The following is a 17,582-nucleotide window of genomic DNA, read 5'->3' as shown; positions in this document are numbered from 1 at the left end:
AGATCTGGTGCGAGAGGTGCCGCGCGCGTTGCCATCTCCCGCTGAAGCGGAGTTCCGTATCTGTCAGCGCGGGGCCGCAGTGCTTTCTCGCAGGATCAGCTCGACCGGCCATAATTCGTGGATCTCCTCGGCGGCGCGTCCCGCAATAAGCTGCAGCGTCAGCTCGGCGCAACGTGTGCCCGCAGCACGCATGGAGGATCGCGTTGTCGAGAGTGACGGCACCATATTTTCGGCCGTCAGATAAGGGAAGACGTCGTCATGGGCGATAACGGAGACGTCCCGCCCGACCGTCATCCCAAGCGAGCGGATGGCGCGGTAAACGCCAAGCGCCGTCATCGTGGAGCCGGCGACGATGGCGGTCGGCGCATTCGCTCTCTCGAGGAAGGAGCGGGCATGGCGAAAGCCGCTCTCGTCGGAGAATTTATCGCAGACCATCATGTTGGGATCGGCGATGAGTCCACGCTCCTGATGGGCAATCCGAAAACCCTGTTCGCGATGGATGGAATAGGTCTTGCCCCTGAGGCCATTGATCATGGCGATGCGGCGGTGCCCGAGATCGAGCAGGTGTTCGGTGGACCTGCGCACGGCACCTTCATTATCGATGTCGAGCCAAGCATGAACGTGCTCGGTCTCCGAGCGGCCGTGAACCAGGAAAGGCACGCCGAGGCTGTTCAGCATCTCGATCCGAGGGTCCTGGGGGCGTGGCGAATGAATGATCACTGCATCCACCCGGCGGCTTTCGACCAGGCGTCGATAGGCCTGGATCTCGTCGTCATCATTGTGTGCGGTGATGGGTGTGATGAGAATATCCGTATCGGCCGTTTCCAGGCGCTGCGCCATTCCCGACACGAATTCAGCGAAATGAATTTCTCCAGAACGTCCCATCATAACGCCTATCGCTCCGGCTCGTCCGGTCTTCAGGCGCACGGCATTGATGTCGGGACGATAGCCGAGCCGCATTGCTTCGCTTGCAACCCGGGCGCGCGTGGCTTCGCTCACCTCCGGGTAGCCGCTGAGCGCACGGCTGACCGTCGTCGGAGAAAGCCCAAGCTGCTTTGCGAATTCACGAAGTTTCATCGGTGTCTTCTTTATCTGGGCAATCAATGGACGATGTGTTGGCGGTACGCAACGGGCAAATATCCAATTCAACTATGATTGAAATCGATTTCAAATTTGGCGGCTGGATGCGTCGCGTGCAAAGGCCATAGGTGTTCTTTTAAAGTGTATATAGTGTTTGAATTCGCGTAATCTGCAACTGAAAAGTGTTCAATTGGCGTATTGACGCGGCCAAGGCCTTCTGCAATGTTCTGCGAGCCAAATCGATTTCAATTTCTGGGAGGAGATCATGAAACAGTTTGCATTAGGCTTTTCCGCGCTCGCAGTCGCCATCGCAGTCGCCGGCCCGATCCGGGCCGCCGAGATTTCATTTGCCGCCAACACGACGGGGAAAAACGTCGAATTCCTCAACAAGCAACTGGCAATTTTCGAGAAGGAGACCGGCAATCAGGTCAAGCTCGTCACGATGCCGTCCTCGAGCAGCGAGCAGTTCTCCCAATATCGCCTGTGGCTTGCCGCCGGAAACAAGGACATCGACGTTTATCAGACCGACGTCATCTGGGCGCCGCAGCTTGCCGATCAGTTCATCGATCTCAAGGAGGCCACCAAGGATGTGGCCGGCCAGTTTTTCCCGTCGATTATCGCGTCGCAGACCGTCAATGGCCGGCTCGTGGCCCTGCCGTTGTTTACCGATGCTCCGGCGCTGTTTTACCGAAAGGACCTGCTGGAGAAATACGGCAAGCAGCCGCCGAAGACCTGGGACGAGATGGCCGCAACCGCCAAAGAGGTTCAGGACAAGGAACGCCAGGCCGGACAGAAGGACCTCTGGGGCTACGTCTTCCAGGGCAATTCCTATGAAGGGCTGACCTGCAACGCGCTGGAATGGGTAAAGTCGTCGGGTGGCGGCCAGATCGTCGAGCCGGACGGGACGATCTCGATCAACAACGAGAAGGCGGCAGCAGCGCTTGACCGCGCCAAGAGCTGGATCGGCACGATCTCACCGCCCGGCGTGCTCGCCTATCAGGAAGAAGAATCGCGCGGCGTCTGGCAGACAGGCAACGCCGTCTTCATGCGCAACTGGCCCTATGCCTATTCCCTCGGCAATGGCGCCGACAGCGCCGTGAAGGGTAAGTTCGACGTCATGACGCTGCCGGTCGCGGCCGCCGGCGACAAGCCGTCCTCGACGCTTGGCGGCTGGAACCTTGCGGTTTCGAAATATTCCGAAAAGCAGGACGCAGCCATTGCGCTCGTAAAATTCCTGGCGTCGAAAGAGGTTCAGAAGGCGCGCGCCGTCGAGCTGTCCAATCTGCCGACATTGACCGACCTTTATGACGACAAGGATGTTGCCGCCGCACAGCCCTTCATGCCGAACTGGAAACCGATATTCCAGGACGCGGTGCCGCGTCCTTCGGCGACGGCCAAGGTGAAGTACAACGAGGTGTCTTCGAAGTTCTGGACGGCGGCGCATAACACGCTGTCCGGCAGCGGCTCGGCTGCCGAGAACCTCGAGCTTCTCGAAGCCGACCTGACGACCCTCAAGGGCGAGGCCTGGTGAGGTTTCCGACCGGCGGCCTCAAGCCGCCGGTCCAGTCTTCGGACGAGCGAACGGGGATAGGCGTTTCATGACCGAAATCGTAGTTCCGCAAGCAGTTGAACCAAGGGTTTCCATTCTCAGAGCCTCTACGGAGCTGCGATCGGAGCGCATTCGATCGGCCTGGGTGTTTCTGGCGCCGACGCTGCTGATCCTGGCAATCGTCGCCGGATGGCCGCTGTTCAGAACGATCTATTTCAGCTTTACGAATGCATCGCTCAACGAGCTCGGCAATGCTCGGTTCGTCGGTTTTGACAACTATCTGTCGTGGGTGACGCTGAAGAGCGGCAAGACCGTCTATCGCGGGCTGCTCGCCGATCCGGTGTGGTGGAAAGCCGTCTGGAACACTGCCAAATTCACCCTCCTCTCGGTCGTGATCGAGACCGTGCTCGGGCTGATCGTCGCCCTGGTGCTGAACGCACGGTTCGCCGGGCGCGGCATTGTTCGAGCCGCAATCCTCATTCCCTGGGCGATCCCGACGATCGTCTCGGCCAAGATGTGGGCCTGGATGCTCAACGACCAGTTCGGTATCCTGAACGATATCCTGCTCGGCTTCGGCCTTATCACTGAGAAGATTGCCTGGACCGCCAATCCTGAAACGGCGATGGTCGCGGTGCTGATCGTCGACGTCTGGAAGACGACGCCCTTCATGGCACTGCTGATCCTCGCCGGCCTGCAGATGGTTCCGGTAGACATTTATGAAGCTGCCAAGATCGACGGCGTCAATCCGGTCAAGGTTTTCTGGCGTCTGACGCTGCCGCTGATCCGGCCGGCCATCATGGTAGCCGTGATCTTCCGGATGCTGGATGCGATGCGCATCTTCGATTTGATCTATGTGCTGACGCCGAACAATGCACAGACGAAGACCATGTCGGTCATGGCGCGCGAGAACCTGTTCGACTTCGACAAGTTCGCCTATGGCGCCACCGCATCGACGGTGCTCTTCCTGATCATTGCCTCCGTCACCGTCTTCTATATCTGGCTCGGCCGCGTCAGGCTCGGCGGGGAGGAACGCTGATGCTGCTGTCGATCGCCAAGAATACGCTCTTCTACCTGCTCGTCACGGTCATCGTCATCATTGCGGTCTTTCCGTTCTACTATGCCATCCTCACGAGCCTGAAGACCGGCACGGCCCTCTTCAAAGTCGATTATTGGCCGACCTCGATCTCGTTCGGCAACTATACTTCTGTGATGGGTCAGGGCGGGTTCGTCCGCAGTCTTGCGAATTCCGCGATGATCGCCTGCGTCGTGGTTTCAGCGTCGCTCCTGCTTTCGGTCACCGCCTCGTTCGCCTTGGCACGGGTGCACTTCCGCGGACGCGCGCTGTTGATGCTGACCATCCTCTCGGTGTCGATGTTTCCGCAGATTGCCGTCCTTGCCGGCCTCTTCGAGCTCATTCGCTGGATCGGCATCTTCAACACGCCCTTCGCGCTGATCTTTTCCTACATGATCTTCACGCTGCCCTTCACTGTCTGGGTGCTGACGACTTTCATGCGCGAATTGCCGATCGAGATCGAGGAGGCGGCGATCGTCGATGGCGCGTCGCCATGGGTCATTGTTACCCAGGTGTTCATGCCGTTGATGTGGCCGGCGCTGGTGACAACAGGGCTGCTCGCCTTCATCACCGCGTGGAACGAGTTCCTTTTTGCGCTGACCTTCACGTCGTCGGATACGCAGCGTACCGTTCCGGTCGCCATCGCCCTGCTTTCGGGCAACAGCGAATTCGAAATCCCCTGGGGCAACATCATGGCGGCGTCGGTGATCGTCACCGTGCCGGTTGTGGTGCTTGTTTTGATATTCCAGCGCCGGATCATTTCCGGGCTGACCGCCGGCGGCGTCAAGGGTTGAAGGAGTAAGACATGGCAGAGATACAACTGGAGAACATCCGCAAGAGCTTCGGCGCTTTCGAGGTGATCAAGGGCGTGACGATGGACATCCGCCGTGGCGAGTTCATGGTCTTCGTGGGGCCGTCGGGATGCGGCAAATCCACGCTGCTCAGGCTTATCTCCGGCCTTGAGGACATTACCTCGGGGACCCTCTCCTTCGATAGCAAGATGGTGAACCAGCACGCGCCGTCGAAGAGAGGGATCGCCATGGTGTTCCAGTCCTACGCGCTCTATCCGCATATGACGGTTTTCGACAATATGGCGTTCGGCATGAAACTGTCAGGACGTACCAGGGACGAGTGCCGTCAGCGCGTCGAACAGGCGGCCGGCATGCTGCAGCTCTCATCATACCTCGAGCGCTTGCCGCGGCAGCTTTCCGGCGGACAGCGTCAGCGCGTTGCAATCGGCCGGGCGATCGTCCGCGACCCCAAGGTCTTTCTCTTCGATGAGCCGCTGTCCAATCTCGATGCGGCGCTCCGCGTCGCAACGAGGCTGGAAATCGCTAAGCTTCATCGCAGCATGCACAACACGACGATGATCTATGTGACGCATGATCAGGTCGAGGCCATGACGCTCGCCGATCGGATCTGCGTGCTGCGGGACGGCGTCGTCGAGCAGATCGGTACGCCGCTGGAGCTTTATGAAAGCCCCAATTCGCTCTTCGTGGCCGGCTTCATCGGCTCGCCGAAAATGAACTTTCTGTCGGGCGAATTGGCGCAGCCCTATGGCAGCCATACGATCGGCGTGCGCGCGGAGCATGTTCGCATCGCGCCCGAGTCGCCGGTTTGGAGCGGCACTGTCATTCATTCGGAAATCCTAGGCTCCGATAGCTTCGTCTATGTGGATATCGGGGCGGACGAGCCGCTCATCGTGCGCGAGGCCGGTGTCTCCCGTCACGAGCCGGGCCAGGTGCTTGGCCTTGCCCCGCTCGCCGGCCAGGTCCACCGTTTCGACCGTTCGGGCCGGGCGCTCGAGCGTCAATCCATGCAGGCTGCCTGACCTTCCCAGGATCGATGTTCCTCCCAAGGCTCGATCCGTTTAACGACAAGGAGAGAATGATGACCATTCGCACCATTGTGTGGGGTGAGAACATCCACGAGAATACCAATGAGATCGTCCGTGGCATTTACCCCGAAGGCATGCACACGGCGATCGCCGATGCGCTGAATAGCGATCCCGCCATCTCCGCGACGACGGCGACGCTGCAGGAGCCGGAACATGGCCTCAGCGAAGCCCGGCTTGCCGAGACCGATGTGCTGACCTGGTGGGGCCATAAGGATCATGGTGCGGTCTCCGACGTCGTCGTTGAACGTGTCGCCAGGCGCGTCTGGGAGGGCATGGGCCTGCTGGTGCTGCATTCCGGCCATTTCTCCAAGATCTTCAAGCGGCTGATGGGCACGCCCTGCGCGCTGAAATGGCGCGAGGCGGGCGAGCGCGAGCGGTTGTGGACGATCAATCCGCGCCATCCGATCGCCGCCGGCATCGGCGAGCATTTCGAGCTGGAGAACGAGGAAATGTACGGCGAGCAGTTCTCGGTGCCGGAGCCGCTCGAAACCGTGTTCATCTCCTGGTTCCAGGGCGGCGAAGTGTTCCGCTCGGGCCTGACCTGGCGGCGCGGCGCCGGCAATATCTTCTATTTCCGCCCCGGCCACGAGACCTATCCGACCTATCACGACGCCAATGTCCAGAAGGTGCTGATCAACGGCGTCAAGTGGGCGTATAACCCTGAAGCGGCGTTGACTGCCATTACCGACGCTCCAAATGTGCCGGTAGAAAAGGCGCTGGAGCCGATCGTCGAACGCGGCCCGAAACTGCACCAGGCCGGCGAAGCCGGTTACCGATAAGAGATGAGACGCCGTGGGCGCGGGCGCCGCGTTCGGCTCCCACAAGACGCCGCGATGATCTCGCTGCCGCTCACGCTTCGCTGGACAACCATGAGGACAAAAGAATGCGCTTGATCATTCTCGGAACCGGAGGATGGGCAAATACCCATGCCATGCATTTTTCCGAAATCGCCGGCGTCAAAATTGTCGCCTCCGTCGATACCGACGAGGTCCGGCTGCGGGCTTTCGCGCTCAGGCACGATATCCCGCTGACTTTCACGTCGCTTGATGACGCCCTTGCCTGGGGCGAGTTTGACGCCGTCACCAATGTGACGCCGGATCGCGCCCATTATTCCACGACGATGAAGTTACTCGGCGCCGGCAAGCATGTGCTCTGCGAGAAGCCGCTGGCGGTCAACTACCGCGAGGCCAAAGAGATGGCCGACGCCGCGGCGGCATCCGGCAAGGTCACCATGGTAAACCTCACCTATCGCAACGTGGCGCCGCTTCAGGCAGCCCGCAAGATGGTGCTGGACGGGCGTCTCGGCGCGATCCGCCACTTCGAAGCGTCCTATCTCCAGAGCTGGCTGGTCTCGAAGGCCTGGGGCGACTGGACCAAGGAATCGCAATGGTTGTGGCGGCTGTCGACCAAGCATGGCTCCAATGGCGTGCTCGGCGATGTCGGTATCCATATTCTCGACTTCGCGGTTTTTGCCGCCGGAAGCGACGTCAAGGCGGCGGCATCGCACCTCAAGGTGTTCGACAAGAGCCCCGGAAACCGGATCGGCGAGTACGACCTCGACGCAAATGACAGTTTCCTGATGATGGCCGAACTCGAAAACGGTGCGGCCGGGGTCATCCATGCGACGCGCTGGGCAACCGGCCATCTGAACGAGCTGCGGCTGCGCCTGCATGGGGACAAGGGCGCCCTTGAGGTGGTGCATACGCCTGAGGGTTCGACTCTCAGGGTCTGCGAAGGTGTCGATGCCGACAAGGCGATCTGGCGCACGATCGAGGTCGAACCGGTTATCACCAATTTCCAGCGATTTGCAAAGGCCGTGCAAAAAGGGCAGCCGGATGAGCCGGGTTTTGCCCACGCGGCCAAGCTGCAATTCGTCCTCGATCACGCCGTGAAAACGGCGGGCGCTTTGGTTGAACTTTAGACGTTGGGAACCGGCGGCGTGGTCTGTTCGAAAGGCCTCGCGCAGCTTCTTCGGTAGGCGAAGCACGACAAGCGGCTCAGATTCTCCGGTTCAGCTCGTCTTCGCTGATGCCGAAATGTTCGAGTATGATACCGACGTTGCGGCGATGCGATTTGAAATAGACGTCGAAGAGATCACCGACCAGCGGGACCGTGCCGCCGGCCGCATCGATGCCGAGATTGACGGCCATGCGGGCGAGCTTGTGGTTGGGAACGCCGAGACGCCGGGCCTCATTGAGGATGTAAAGGCCGATGAGCGACGTGGCGACGTCGCCGACGCCGGGGAGAAGACCGAGCACCGAATCGGCGCCGATCCGTACGCCGATGAAAGGCAGTCGGACTGCGGTGTCCATCAGCCGTGCTATGCCCACAGCACGGCGGATCTTTCCGAGTTCGGCAGGGGTGAGGTATGTCGTCTTGGCGGCCGGCATCAGAGACCTTCTGGCGCGACCGGCGGCTTCGCCCCCCTCAAGGCGGCAGAGACGCCCAGATTCCCTGGCGCAACGAATGGCCGATGTGATCGCAACGATTGTCCATGGCCGTGAAACGCCGATACGCCGATAAGGTTCGCCAGCGGCGCGATCGGAACCTCGCCTTATCCTCGGTCGGGCACCACGACCAATTTGCCCACGAAATTCTTCGCCATGAACTCGGTCTGGGCGCGATGGAATTCAGACAGCGGATAGACACCGCCGACGAGAGGCCGGATCTTCCGGCTTTCGATATAGCCGACGAGGCGGCGGAAGTCGACGCGGCTTCCCTGGCTCGATCCGTGCAGCTCCAATTGCTTCAGATACATGGTCCTGAGATCGAGCTGGACGACCGGGCCGGCAATGGCGCCGGCCGTTGTATAGCGGCCTTCGGGGCGTAGGATCTTCAGGAGATCGTTGAACAGCGGCCCGCCGACGAGGTCGGCAACGACATTGATCGGTTGTCCGCGGCTGGCGGAATGAACGGCTTCGACCAGATCGCTCCTGCCGCGCGTTACGACCGCTTCGGCGCCGATATCGAGCATCGCCGCCTCCTTGCCAGGTCCGGCGACGGCGATCGGCATGGCGCCGCGGGCGCGGGCGAGCTGGATGATCGCCGAGCCGACACCGCCTGAGGCCCCGGTGACGAGGACGCGTTCGCCGGCGGCAAGCCGCGCCCGTTCCAGCATGCGCTCGCCGGTCAGATAGGCGCAGCAGAAGGTGGCGAGCTCGATATCGGTCAGATCGGTTGCAACGACATGGGCGTTTTCGGCCGGCAGCGCCATATATTCGGCGTAGCCGCCGTCGCGGCCATGACCCATGTAGTCGATGTCGGCGAGACTGTCGTCGTCGCGATTATAGATCGAGAAGTCGACCATGACGCGTTCGCCGATGCGCGCGGGGTCGATACCGCGGCCAACGCCGACAATGTGGCCAACCGTATCGGTGCCCTGAATGCGCGGAAATGTCAGCGTATTGCCCTGCCTGCGCCAGGTCGAGACGGCGGAGGGGTCGTCCTCGGTGCCATAGGCGCCTTCACGGACCCAGACGTCGGTGTTGTTCATGCCGCAGGCGGTGACGCGGATCAGCACCTCGCCCTCCGCCGGCGCCGGAACGGGGACGTCGGTGCGGTAGACGAGCTTCTCCAATCCGCCATGGCCGGTGAGCAAAACGGCTGCCATCTTTTCCGGGATCGTCATGCGGCCTCTCCTCAGATGTCCTTGAAGACGCTTTCGATCGCATCCGCTGTCGCCTTGACGACAATGTCCGCCTCCTCACGCGTCAGGCAGAGCGGCGGCGCAAAGCCGAGGATGTCGCCCTGTGGCATGGCGCGGCCGATGACGCCGCGTTCGAGAAGGGCGGAAGCGACCTGCGGACCGATTTTGCGGCCGGGATCGAAAAATTTCCGATCATCCCTGTCCTCGACGAATTCGACGGCTGCCATCAGGCCGTCGCCGCGAACGTCACCGACGTTGCGATGGCTGCCCACTGCCTTCTCCAGTTCCGAGCGGAAATAGGCGCCGGTCTCACCGGCATTTTCGACGATCTCCATTTCGTCGATCAGTTCGAGGTTGGCGATGCCGGCGGCGGCGCAGATCGGATGGGCGGAATAGGTCCAGCCGTGGCCGATCGCTCCCAATTCATCGGAACCCTGCACCAGCACCCGCCACATCTTGCTCGAAACGATGCTGCCGGAAAGCGGGGCATAGGCGGAGGTCAGGCCCTTGGCGATGGTGATCAGATCCGGCTTCATCCCATAGTGATCCGAGCCGAACATCGTGCCGAGACGGCCGAAGCCGGTGACGACTTCGTCGGCAACAAGCAGGATGTCGTATTTGTCGAGCACGGCCTGGATCTTCTGCCAGTAACCTTGCGGCGGCGGCACGATGCCGCCGGTGCCGAGGATCGGTTCGCCGATGAAGGCGGCGATGGTATCGGGGCCTTCGGCGAGGATCATCTCCTCCAGTCTGTCGGCGCAATATTGCGAGAACTGTTCCTCGTTCATCGAGCGGTCGGGGCGACGGAAATAATAGGGCGCCTCGGTGTGAAGGATGGGCGCACGCGGCAGGTCGAAGGCATTGTGGAAGAGAGCAAGACCGGTGAGGCTGCCGGTCATGACGCCGGAACCGTGATAACCGCGCCAGCGCGAGATGATCTTCTTCTTCTCCGGCCGGCCGAGGATGTTGTTGTAATACCAGATAAGCTTGATGTTGGTCTCGTTGGCATCCGAGCCGGAAAGGCCGAAATAGACGCGGCTCATGCCATCGGGCGCGCGGTCGATGATCATCTTCGACAGCGTGATCGAGGCTTCCGTGCCGTGGCCGACATAGGCGTGGTAATAGGCGAGGTTCTTCGCCTGTTCGGCGATCGCATCGGTGATCTTCTGGCGGCCGTAGCCGACATTGACGCAATAGAGCCCGGCAAAGGCATCGAGGCTTTTGCGGCCGCTCGTGTCGGTGATGTAGACGCCTTCGCCGCCGGCGACGACGCGGGTCGGCGTCTCGCCGCGGGCATGCATGCCCATATGGGTCGAGGGGTGGAAGAAGTGATCGCGGTCCCAGGCGGTGAGTTCGTTGCTTTTGTCGAGCATGTCCTGTCCTCTTCTTGAAATTGGGTGCTCAGGCGGCGGTGTCGATGCAGAGATATTTGAGCTCGGTGAAGGCCTCGAGTCCGTGGCGGGAACCCTCGCGCCCAAGGCCGGACTGCTTCCAGCCGCCGAAGGGAATGGGGCCGCCGGTGATCTTCACGCGGTTGACCGCCACCATGCCATATTCCAGCGCGCGGCCGAGACGCATCTGACGGGCGCCGTTCTCGGTAACCACATAGGCGACGAGGCCGTATTCGCTATCATTGGCGCGGGCAACGACCTCTTCTTCGGTGTCGAAGGTGGTCAGCGCCGCCAGAGGCCCGAAAGTTTCCTCGCGCATGATCAGCGCATTCGCCGGCACATCCGTCAAAAGCGTCGGCTGATAGAAGAGCCGGCCGGCCTTGTGGCGGCTGCCGCCGATGACGAGCCGGGCGCCCTGCGCCAGCGCGTCGGCGACCTGCTGCTCGACCTTGACGACGGCCCGTTCATGCATCAGCGGCCCGATCTCGCTTCCATCCTCAAGCCCTGCGCCGACCTTCAGCTCGCCGATGCGGGCGGCAAAGGCCTTGGCGAAGGCATCGGCGATGCGCCGCTGGACGAAGATGCGGTTGGCGGCAAGGCAATCCTGGCCGGATGTGGCGAACTTGGCGTCGACGGCGATCTCGACCGCTTTTGCGACATCGGCATCGTCGAAGACGATCAGCGGCGCGTGGCCGCCGAGCTCCATCACCAGCCGCTTCATCGTTGGCGCGCATTGCGCGGCGATTAGGCGGCCGACCTCGGTGGAGCCGGTGAAGCTCATCGCGCGCAGGCGGACATCGCTGCACATGCGTCCGACGATCGTTGCAGCATGGCCGGTGACGACGTTGAAGACACCGGCGGGAATGCCGGCGCGTTCACCGAGTTCGGCAAGCGTGAGCGCAGAAAGCGGCGTTTCCGAGGAGGGGTGGGCGACGACGGTGCAGCCGGCAGCAAGTGCCGCGGCCGCCTTTCGGGTGAGCATGGCGGAAGGAAAGTTCCACGGCGTGACGATGCCGACGACGCCGAGCGCCTCGCGCCGGACGATCATTTCCGCCCCGGCCAGATGGCTGGTGACGCTTTCGGCGTTCAGCCGCTTGCCTTCCTCGGCATACCACTCGATGAAGGAGGCGGCGTAGTCGATCTCGCCGCGCGCTTCGGCAAGCGGTTTGCCCTGTTCCAGCGTCATGATCAGCGCCAGATCCTCTTTCGCCGCAAGCATCAGCGCGTGCCATCTGCGCAGGATCGCCGCACGGTTCTGCGGCAGCATCGCGCGCCAGGCGGCAAGGGCCTCCGACGCCGCATCGATCGCCATTGCCGTCTCTTCGGCACCGAGGCTCGCAACCCAGGTGAGCGTCGCCGAAGAAGCCGGATCGGTGACGGCGAAGCTCTTGCCCGTGGTCCCGGCGATCCACCGGCCGCCGACATAGGCGAGATCGCGCAGGAGATGACGATCGGCGAGCCGCGACAGCGCGTCGTGATAGGCGGGGCGGGCAAAAACGGCAGTCATGTCCAATCTCCTCGTTGCGGTGACATGCAGTCTCCCACAGGAGCGGACGAGAGATTGTCCTTTGGCGATGGCGAAAAGAGAGAAACGGGCTAAAGCACAGCCGCCGGATAGAGAGATTGTCTAGAGCATGATGCCGAAAAGTGTGAGCGGTTTTCGGACGACATCATGCTCTAACTCTTTAACTTAGAACAGGATTCAGATTTTAGACCGGGTCGGCCTAAAATCTGAATCCTGTTCTGAGGAAGCGCTTTCCTCATCGCCGGACGCGGCGAAGGAAGAGACCGGAACGACTATTTCCTCCTTCACCGTCTTGGTGACGATATAGGTGAAGTAGCGGTCGATGCCGAGTTCGCGGTCGAGAAGCCCATCGACCAGTCGCTGGTAGGCGTCGATATCGGCCGTCATGATCTTCAGAATGTAATCGACGCCGCCACCCACCGACCAGCAGGCGACGACCTCGGGGATTGCGGCAATGGTACGTTCGAAGCGCTCGAAATCGGCCTGGCGATGATTGGCGAGCGTCACTTCCATCATCACGCTGGCAACCGGCGCGATGCGCCGCGGGGCGAGGCGGGCGTGGTAGCCGGTGATCACGCCGGCCTTTTCGAGCTTGCGCAGCCGCATCCAGCACGGCGTCGGCGACAGTCCGGCCTTTTCGGCCAGCGCCAGCTTGGTGATGCGGCCGTCGCGCTGGACGGCGTCGAGAATGCGCAGGTCGATGGCGTCGAGCTTCATGGTGCTTTCTTCAGAAAGAAATCATTTCAAACGCAGCGAAAAGACAATGAAAGCGCATTTTGGCATTGTCAATTGAACTGATTTTCAGCACTGTTGAAATCATGACAAATTGGCGCCCCGATCCCTCGCAACTCCGCCGGCCGGCCTATCTTTCACTCGCCGAGCAGATCGCCAACGCGATCACCGACGGCAAGCTCTCCGACGGGGCGCAATTGCCGCCGCATCGCAAGCTGGCGGATGATCTGCATCTTTCCGTGCAGACGGTCAGCCGCGCCTATGACGAGCTGAGCCGCCGCGGGCTGATCTCAGGCGAGATCGGCCGCGGCAGTTTCGTGCAGACGCGGCCGCCTGAGCCGGAGCCGCCCTATCTGCCGGAACGGCTGGGCGAGGTGATCGATCTGTCGATCCTGAAGCCGGTCTGCGAGCAGATCCATCTGGAAAAAATGCGCCAGGCCTTCGGCTGGCTTTCCGAAAACCTGCCTTCCAGCTCGGCCCTGTCGTTCCGGCCGAATATGGTGTTTCCGCGTCACCGCGTTGTCGCCACCGAATGGCTGGCGCGCTGCGGGCTCGACGTGTCGCCGCTGAACATCAGCCTGACGAATGGCGCGACCTCCGGCATGACGGTGGCGCTGATGAGCGTCGCACCGCCCGGCTCGACGATTGCGACCGAAGCGGTCAGCCACCATACGCTGGTGCCGCTCTGCGGCTATCTCGGCCTGCACCTCGAAGGGTTGGCGATCGACGAGGAAGGCATGATCCCCGAAGCGCTGGACGAGGCCTGCCGGACCGGGCCGATCCGGGCAATTTTCCTGCAGCCCTCGGTGATCAATCCGATGGCGGCGCTGATGAGCGCCGAACGCCGGCAGGCGCTTGCTGCCGTCGCCGCCAAGCATGACATAGCGATCATCGAAAACGACATTCTCGGGCCGATGATCGAGGACCGGGCGCCGCCGATGGCGGCCTTCGCGCCGGAGCGCACGCTCTACGTCACGAGCTTTACGAAGATCACCGTTCCAGGCCTCAGGATCGGCTACCTCGTCGCGCCCGACCGCTATGTCGCCGCCGTCGCCAACCGGCATCTCGTCTCCAGCTGGATGGCGACGCCTGCCATGGCCGAGATCGCCAGCCGCTGGGTCAGCGACGGTACGGCGATGGAACTCGTCAACTGGCAGCGCCGCGCCCTTGTCGGACGCCACGCGATCGCGGCGGAGATGCTGGCCGGCCTGTCCTATCGAACGCACCCGCAAAGCCTGCATATATGGCTGCCGCTGTCCGGCAGCCATACGGAGGATGGTTTCGTGTCGCAGGCAAGGCTGCGCGGCGTAGCGATCGCGCCGGGCAAATCCTTCCACACCACCGATCACGGCTGGACGCCGGCGGTGCGCATCTCGCTCGGCTCGACGACGGAAGGCGAGCTGCGGACAGGGCTCGGGATCGTTGCCTCGCTGGCGCAGGGAAATCCGGAGGAACTGCTGCTTGCGATTTGACGCTGCCGCCGCATTTGCCGGCAGGCGCAGAATAATTGTCATGATATTATTTTACGAATTGACATGATTTTCGTGGGCCGTCATCGTTAGGTCATTGCTTGTCTCAACAAGGAGAGACATGAATGCCTGCGCCCATCATCCGCATCGACAACATCGTCAAGAGATACGGTCCGCTGACCGTGCTCGACGGCCTGTCGATGAATGTCATGCCGGGCGAGAAACTGGCGCTGATCGGGCCGTCCGGCTCCGGCAAGACGACGATCCTGCGCATCCTGATGACGCTGGAGACGATCAGCGGCGGCCATATCGAGGTCGACGGCGAGCAGCTCTACCACATGCCTGGTGGCAGCGGGCTGGTGGCGGCCGATGAGCGGCACCTGCATCGCATGCGGGAAAAGATCGGCATGGTCTTCCAGCACTTCAACCTGTTCCCGCATAAATGCGTCCTCGACAACGTGACGCTGGCACCGATGCTGACCAAGGGCATCAAGCGGCCGCAAGCCGAGAAGCGGGCGATGGAGCTTCTCGATATGGTCGGCCTTGCCGACAAGGCGAAAAGCGTGCCGGCGCAGCTTTCCGGCGGGCAGAAGCAGCGCGTCGCCATTGCCCGGGCCTTAGCGCTGTCGCCGAAGATCATGCTGTTCGACGAGGTGACCTCGGCGCTCGACCCGGAGCTGGTCGAGGAGGTGCTGAACGTCATGCGGAAGCTCGCCTCCGAGACCGATATGACGATGCTTCTCGTCACCCACGAAATGGGCTTTGCCCACGACTTTGCCGACCGCGTGCTGTTTTTCGATCGCGGCAGGATCGTCGAGGAAGGCAGGCCCGGCGACATCTTCCGCAATCCGACGCAGGAAAGGACGCAGACCTTCCTGCGCAAGATCATCGCGGCAGGGCACCGCGTCTGACCTCAGACATTGCCCGCAAAGAACAAAACGCAAAGAGAAAACCAGAGGAGTTGGGAACGATGAAAGCAGGATATGTTTTGAGCGCCGTCAGCCTGTCGGTGCTTCTGGTTACGGCGGCCGCTCCGGCATCCGCCGCCGATGACAAGCTCGAACAGCTGAAGGAACAGGGTTTTGCCCGCATCGCCATCGCCAACGAGCCGCCATTCACCGCCGTCGGTGCCGACGGCAAGGTTTCGGGCGCTGCCCCCGACGTGGCCCGCGTGATCTTCGAAAAGCTCGGCGTCAAGGAAGTGGTCGCCTCGATCTCGGAATACGGCGCGATGATCCCCGGCCTGCAGGCCGGCCGCCATGACGCGATTACGGCGGGCCTTTTCATGAAACCGGAACGTTGCAGCGCCGTTGCCTATTCCGAACCGATCCTGTGCGATGCCGAAGCCTTCGCTCTCAAGAAGGGCAACCCGCTGAAGCTGACGAGCTACAAGGATATCGCCGACAATCCGAACGCCAAGATCGGCGCGCCGGGCGGCGGCACGGAGGAGAAGCTGGCGCTGGAAGCCGGCGTGCCGCGTGACCGCGTCATCGTGGTTCCGGATGGGCAGAGCGGCATCAAGATGCTGCAGGACGGCCGCATCGACGTCTATTCGCTGCCGGTCCTGTCGATCCACGATCTGATGGCGAAGGCGAAGGATCCGAACCTCGAAACCGTCGCCCCCGTCGTCAATGCACCGGTCTATTGCGACGGTGCCGCTTTCCGCAAGCAGGACGTCGCGCTGCGTGACGCCTTCGACGTCGAGCTGAAGAAGCTGAAGGAATCGGGCGAATTCGCCAAGATCATCGAGCCCTACGGCTTCTCGGCCAAGGCGGCGATGTCGACGAGCCGCGAAAAGCTCTGCGCCGCAGCCAAGTAACCTGATGCGAGCACACCGGCCATGCGCCCTGCCATGGCCGGTCCGCCCCGCACGATCTCCAGAGAAGTGAGTTGCCGATGTCGGTATGGTCCGGCTATCTGACACTGATCCTTCAGGGCGCCCTGGTGACGCTCGAACTGACGGTCATGGGCTCGGCGCTGGCGCTCGTCATGGCCTTCATGGCCGGCCTCGGCCGCCTGTCGCGCTTCTTTGCCGTCCGGGCTCTGGCGACCGCCTATATCGAATTCTTTCGCGGCACCTCGATCTTCGTCCAGCTCTTCTGGGTCTATTTCGTCCTGCCTTTTGCCGGTCTGACGCTGACGCCGTTGCAGGCCGGCGTGCTGGCGCTCGGGCTGAATGTCGGTGCCTATGGCGCGGAGGTGGTGCGCGGCGCCGTCAAGGCCGTCGGGCGCGAACAGTCGGAAGCCTGCATCGCGCTCAACCTGTCGCGCTACCAGCGCATGCGCCACGTCATCCTGCCGCAGGCGCTGCCGCTGATGCTGCCGACCTTCTGCAACAACGCGATCGAGCTCTTGAAGGGCACGGCCGTCGTGTCGTTGATCTCGCTGACGGACATGACCTTCCAGGCGCAGGTGGTGCGGGCGCAGACGGGCAATACGCTGGTGCCTTTTGCGGCGATCCTCATCCTCTATTTCCTCATGGCTTCCGCCATCTCGGCGGCGATGCGCCTGCTGGAGCGGCGGATGACACGCGGCCTCGACGGCATGAGGACCTGATCATATGGAATGGGATTGGGAGTTCGTCTGGCAGATCATGCCGACCCTTCTCGAAGGGTTCAAGATCACTATTCTTGCCACCATCCTCGGCGCTGCGGTCGCCATGGTCGCCGGGCTGGGACTTGCCATCGCGCGGCGATCCCCGGTTGTCGCCATTTCCCGGACGGTCGGCTTCGTCTCGGAATTCATTCGCGGGACGCCGCTGCTCGTACAGCTCTACTTCATCTTCTATGTGCTGCCCGATATCGGCATCCGGCTGTCGCCGCTCACCGCCGGCGTCATCGGCATCGGCATTCACTACGCCACCTATACCGCGGAGGTCTATCGCGCCGGCATCGAGAACGTCTCGCGCGGACAATGGGAAGCGGCCAAGGCGACCAATCTGACGACGCGCCAGGCCTGGATCCACGTAATCTTGCCGCAGGCGATCCCGCCGATGATCCCGGCACTCGCCAATTATTTCATCGCCATGTTCAAGGAAACGCCGCTGCTTTCGGCGATCACCGTGCTGGAATTGATGAACCAGGCCAAAAGCATCGCCAACAGCAACTATCGCTACATCGAACCGATGACGCTCGTCGGCGTCTTCTTCCTCGTCATCAGCCTGGTCTCGGTTGTCGGATTGCGCTGGCTCGAGGAGCGTTATGCCAGGATGGATGATTGAT

At 61.9% G+C, this 17,582-nt stretch carries 17 protein-coding genes; 11 read left to right on the top strand and 6 right to left on the bottom strand.

Going from position 1 to position 17,582, the window contains the following annotated elements; genetic code table 11:
* Nucleotides 1-63: 63 nt before the first annotated feature.
* The gene (locus tag MHI61_RS30230) at nt 64-1,077 is read right to left on the bottom strand and encodes a substrate-binding domain-containing protein (RefSeq protein ID WP_239793120.1); all 1,014 of its coding nucleotides are present in this window, start codon (nt 1,075-1,077) and stop codon (nt 64-66) included.
* A 268-nt stretch (nt 1,078-1,345) separates the two neighbouring features.
* Between MHI61_RS30230 and MHI61_RS30225 the strand changes: the two genes are divergently transcribed.
* From MHI61_RS30225 to MHI61_RS30200, 6 genes are all read left to right on the top strand, one after another.
* The gene (locus MHI61_RS30225) at nt 1,346-2,611 is read left to right on the top strand and encodes an ABC transporter substrate-binding protein (protein ID WP_239793119.1); all 1,266 of its coding nucleotides are present in this window, start codon (nt 1,346-1,348) and stop codon (nt 2,609-2,611) included.
* A 67-nt stretch (nt 2,612-2,678) separates the two neighbouring features.
* The gene (locus MHI61_RS30220) at nt 2,679-3,665 is read left to right on the top strand and encodes a sugar ABC transporter permease (RefSeq protein WP_239793118.1); all 987 of its coding nucleotides are present in this window, start codon (nt 2,679-2,681) and stop codon (nt 3,663-3,665) included.
* Nucleotides 3,665-4,495, top strand: coding sequence for a carbohydrate ABC transporter permease (locus MHI61_RS30215; RefSeq protein ID WP_239793117.1), 831 nt, complete (start codon nt 3,665-3,667; stop codon nt 4,493-4,495). Before MHI61_RS30220 ends, MHI61_RS30215 begins: the two co-directional genes overlap by 1 nt.
* Before the next feature lie 11 nt (nt 4,496-4,506).
* Nucleotides 4,507-5,532 (top strand): ATP-binding cassette domain-containing protein, encoded by a 1,026-nt coding sequence (locus MHI61_RS30210; protein ID WP_239793116.1) that lies wholly within the window; start codon nt 4,507-4,509, stop codon nt 5,530-5,532.
* 59 nt (nt 5,533-5,591) lie between these two features.
* A complete protein-coding gene (locus MHI61_RS30205; protein WP_239793115.1) occupies nt 5,592-6,377 on the top strand; it encodes a ThuA domain-containing protein in 786 nt (261 codons plus the stop codon).
* Between the two features lie 104 nt (nt 6,378-6,481).
* Nucleotides 6,482-7,519 (top strand): Gfo/Idh/MocA family oxidoreductase, encoded by a 1,038-nt coding sequence (locus MHI61_RS30200; RefSeq protein WP_239793114.1) that lies wholly within the window; start codon nt 6,482-6,484, stop codon nt 7,517-7,519.
* Between the two features lie 76 nt (nt 7,520-7,595).
* On the opposite strand, the gene MHI61_RS30195 is transcribed toward MHI61_RS30200, so the two are convergent.
* The 5 genes from MHI61_RS30195 to MHI61_RS30175 form a co-directional block, all read right to left on the bottom strand.
* The gene (locus MHI61_RS30195; protein ID WP_239793113.1) at nt 7,596-7,988 is read right to left on the bottom strand and encodes a DUF4112 domain-containing protein; all 393 of its coding nucleotides are present in this window, start codon (nt 7,986-7,988) and stop codon (nt 7,596-7,598) included.
* Between the two features lie 164 nt (nt 7,989-8,152).
* On the bottom strand, nt 8,153-9,226 hold the full coding sequence (locus tag MHI61_RS30190; protein ID WP_239793112.1) for an alcohol dehydrogenase family protein: 1,074 nt from the start codon (nt 9,224-9,226) through the stop codon (nt 8,153-8,155).
* An 11-nt stretch (nt 9,227-9,237) separates the two neighbouring features.
* Nucleotides 9,238-10,617: an aspartate aminotransferase family protein gene (locus MHI61_RS30185; RefSeq protein ID WP_239793111.1), complete on the bottom strand. Its 1,380-nt coding sequence runs from the start codon at nt 10,615-10,617 to the stop codon at nt 9,238-9,240.
* 28 nt (nt 10,618-10,645) lie between these two features.
* A complete protein-coding gene (locus tag MHI61_RS30180) occupies nt 10,646-12,142 on the bottom strand; it encodes an NAD-dependent succinate-semialdehyde dehydrogenase (RefSeq protein ID WP_239793110.1) in 1,497 nt (498 codons plus the stop codon).
* 195 nt (nt 12,143-12,337) lie between these two features.
* Entirely contained in the window at nt 12,338-12,877 is a 540-nt protein-coding gene (locus MHI61_RS30175) for an Lrp/AsnC family transcriptional regulator (protein WP_239793109.1), read from the bottom strand.
* A gap of 101 nt (nt 12,878-12,978) precedes the next feature.
* Here MHI61_RS30175 and MHI61_RS30170 point away from each other — a divergent pair, with 101 nt between their 5' ends.
* The 5 genes from MHI61_RS30170 to ehuD all read left to right on the top strand — a co-directional run bounded on the left by MHI61_RS30170 (nt 12,979) and on the right by ehuD (nt 17,581).
* The gene (locus MHI61_RS30170; RefSeq protein WP_239793108.1) at nt 12,979-14,364 is read left to right on the top strand and encodes a PLP-dependent aminotransferase family protein; all 1,386 of its coding nucleotides are present in this window, start codon (nt 12,979-12,981) and stop codon (nt 14,362-14,364) included.
* Nucleotides 14,365-14,486: 122 nt separating this feature from the next.
* On the top strand, nt 14,487-15,272 hold the full coding sequence (ehuA, locus tag MHI61_RS30165) for an ectoine/hydroxyectoine ABC transporter ATP-binding protein EhuA (protein WP_020919732.1): 786 nt from the start codon (nt 14,487-14,489) through the stop codon (nt 15,270-15,272).
* A 59-nt stretch (nt 15,273-15,331) separates the two neighbouring features.
* Nucleotides 15,332-16,180: an ectoine/hydroxyectoine ABC transporter substrate-binding protein EhuB gene (gene ehuB, locus MHI61_RS30160; RefSeq protein WP_097607685.1), complete on the top strand. Its 849-nt coding sequence runs from the start codon at nt 15,332-15,334 to the stop codon at nt 16,178-16,180.
* A gap of 77 nt (nt 16,181-16,257) precedes the next feature.
* Nucleotides 16,258-16,917: an ectoine/hydroxyectoine ABC transporter permease subunit EhuC gene (ehuC, locus tag MHI61_RS30155; protein ID WP_239793107.1), complete on the top strand. Its 660-nt coding sequence runs from the start codon at nt 16,258-16,260 to the stop codon at nt 16,915-16,917.
* Nucleotides 16,918-16,921: 4 nt separating this feature from the next.
* Nucleotides 16,922-17,581 carry an ectoine/hydroxyectoine ABC transporter permease subunit EhuD gene (gene ehuD, locus MHI61_RS30150; RefSeq protein WP_097607683.1) on the top strand — a complete coding sequence of 220 codons (660 nt, stop codon included), beginning with the start codon at nt 16,922-16,924 and terminating at the stop codon, nt 17,579-17,581.
* Nucleotide 17,582: the final 1 nt, after the last annotated feature.

This window comes from Rhizobium sp. K102, assembly GCF_022385315.1.
GTDB classification, from domain to species: Bacteria; Pseudomonadota; Alphaproteobacteria; order Rhizobiales; family Rhizobiaceae; genus Rhizobium; species Rhizobium croatiense.
This window is presented reverse-complemented; position numbering and strand designations above follow the sequence as displayed.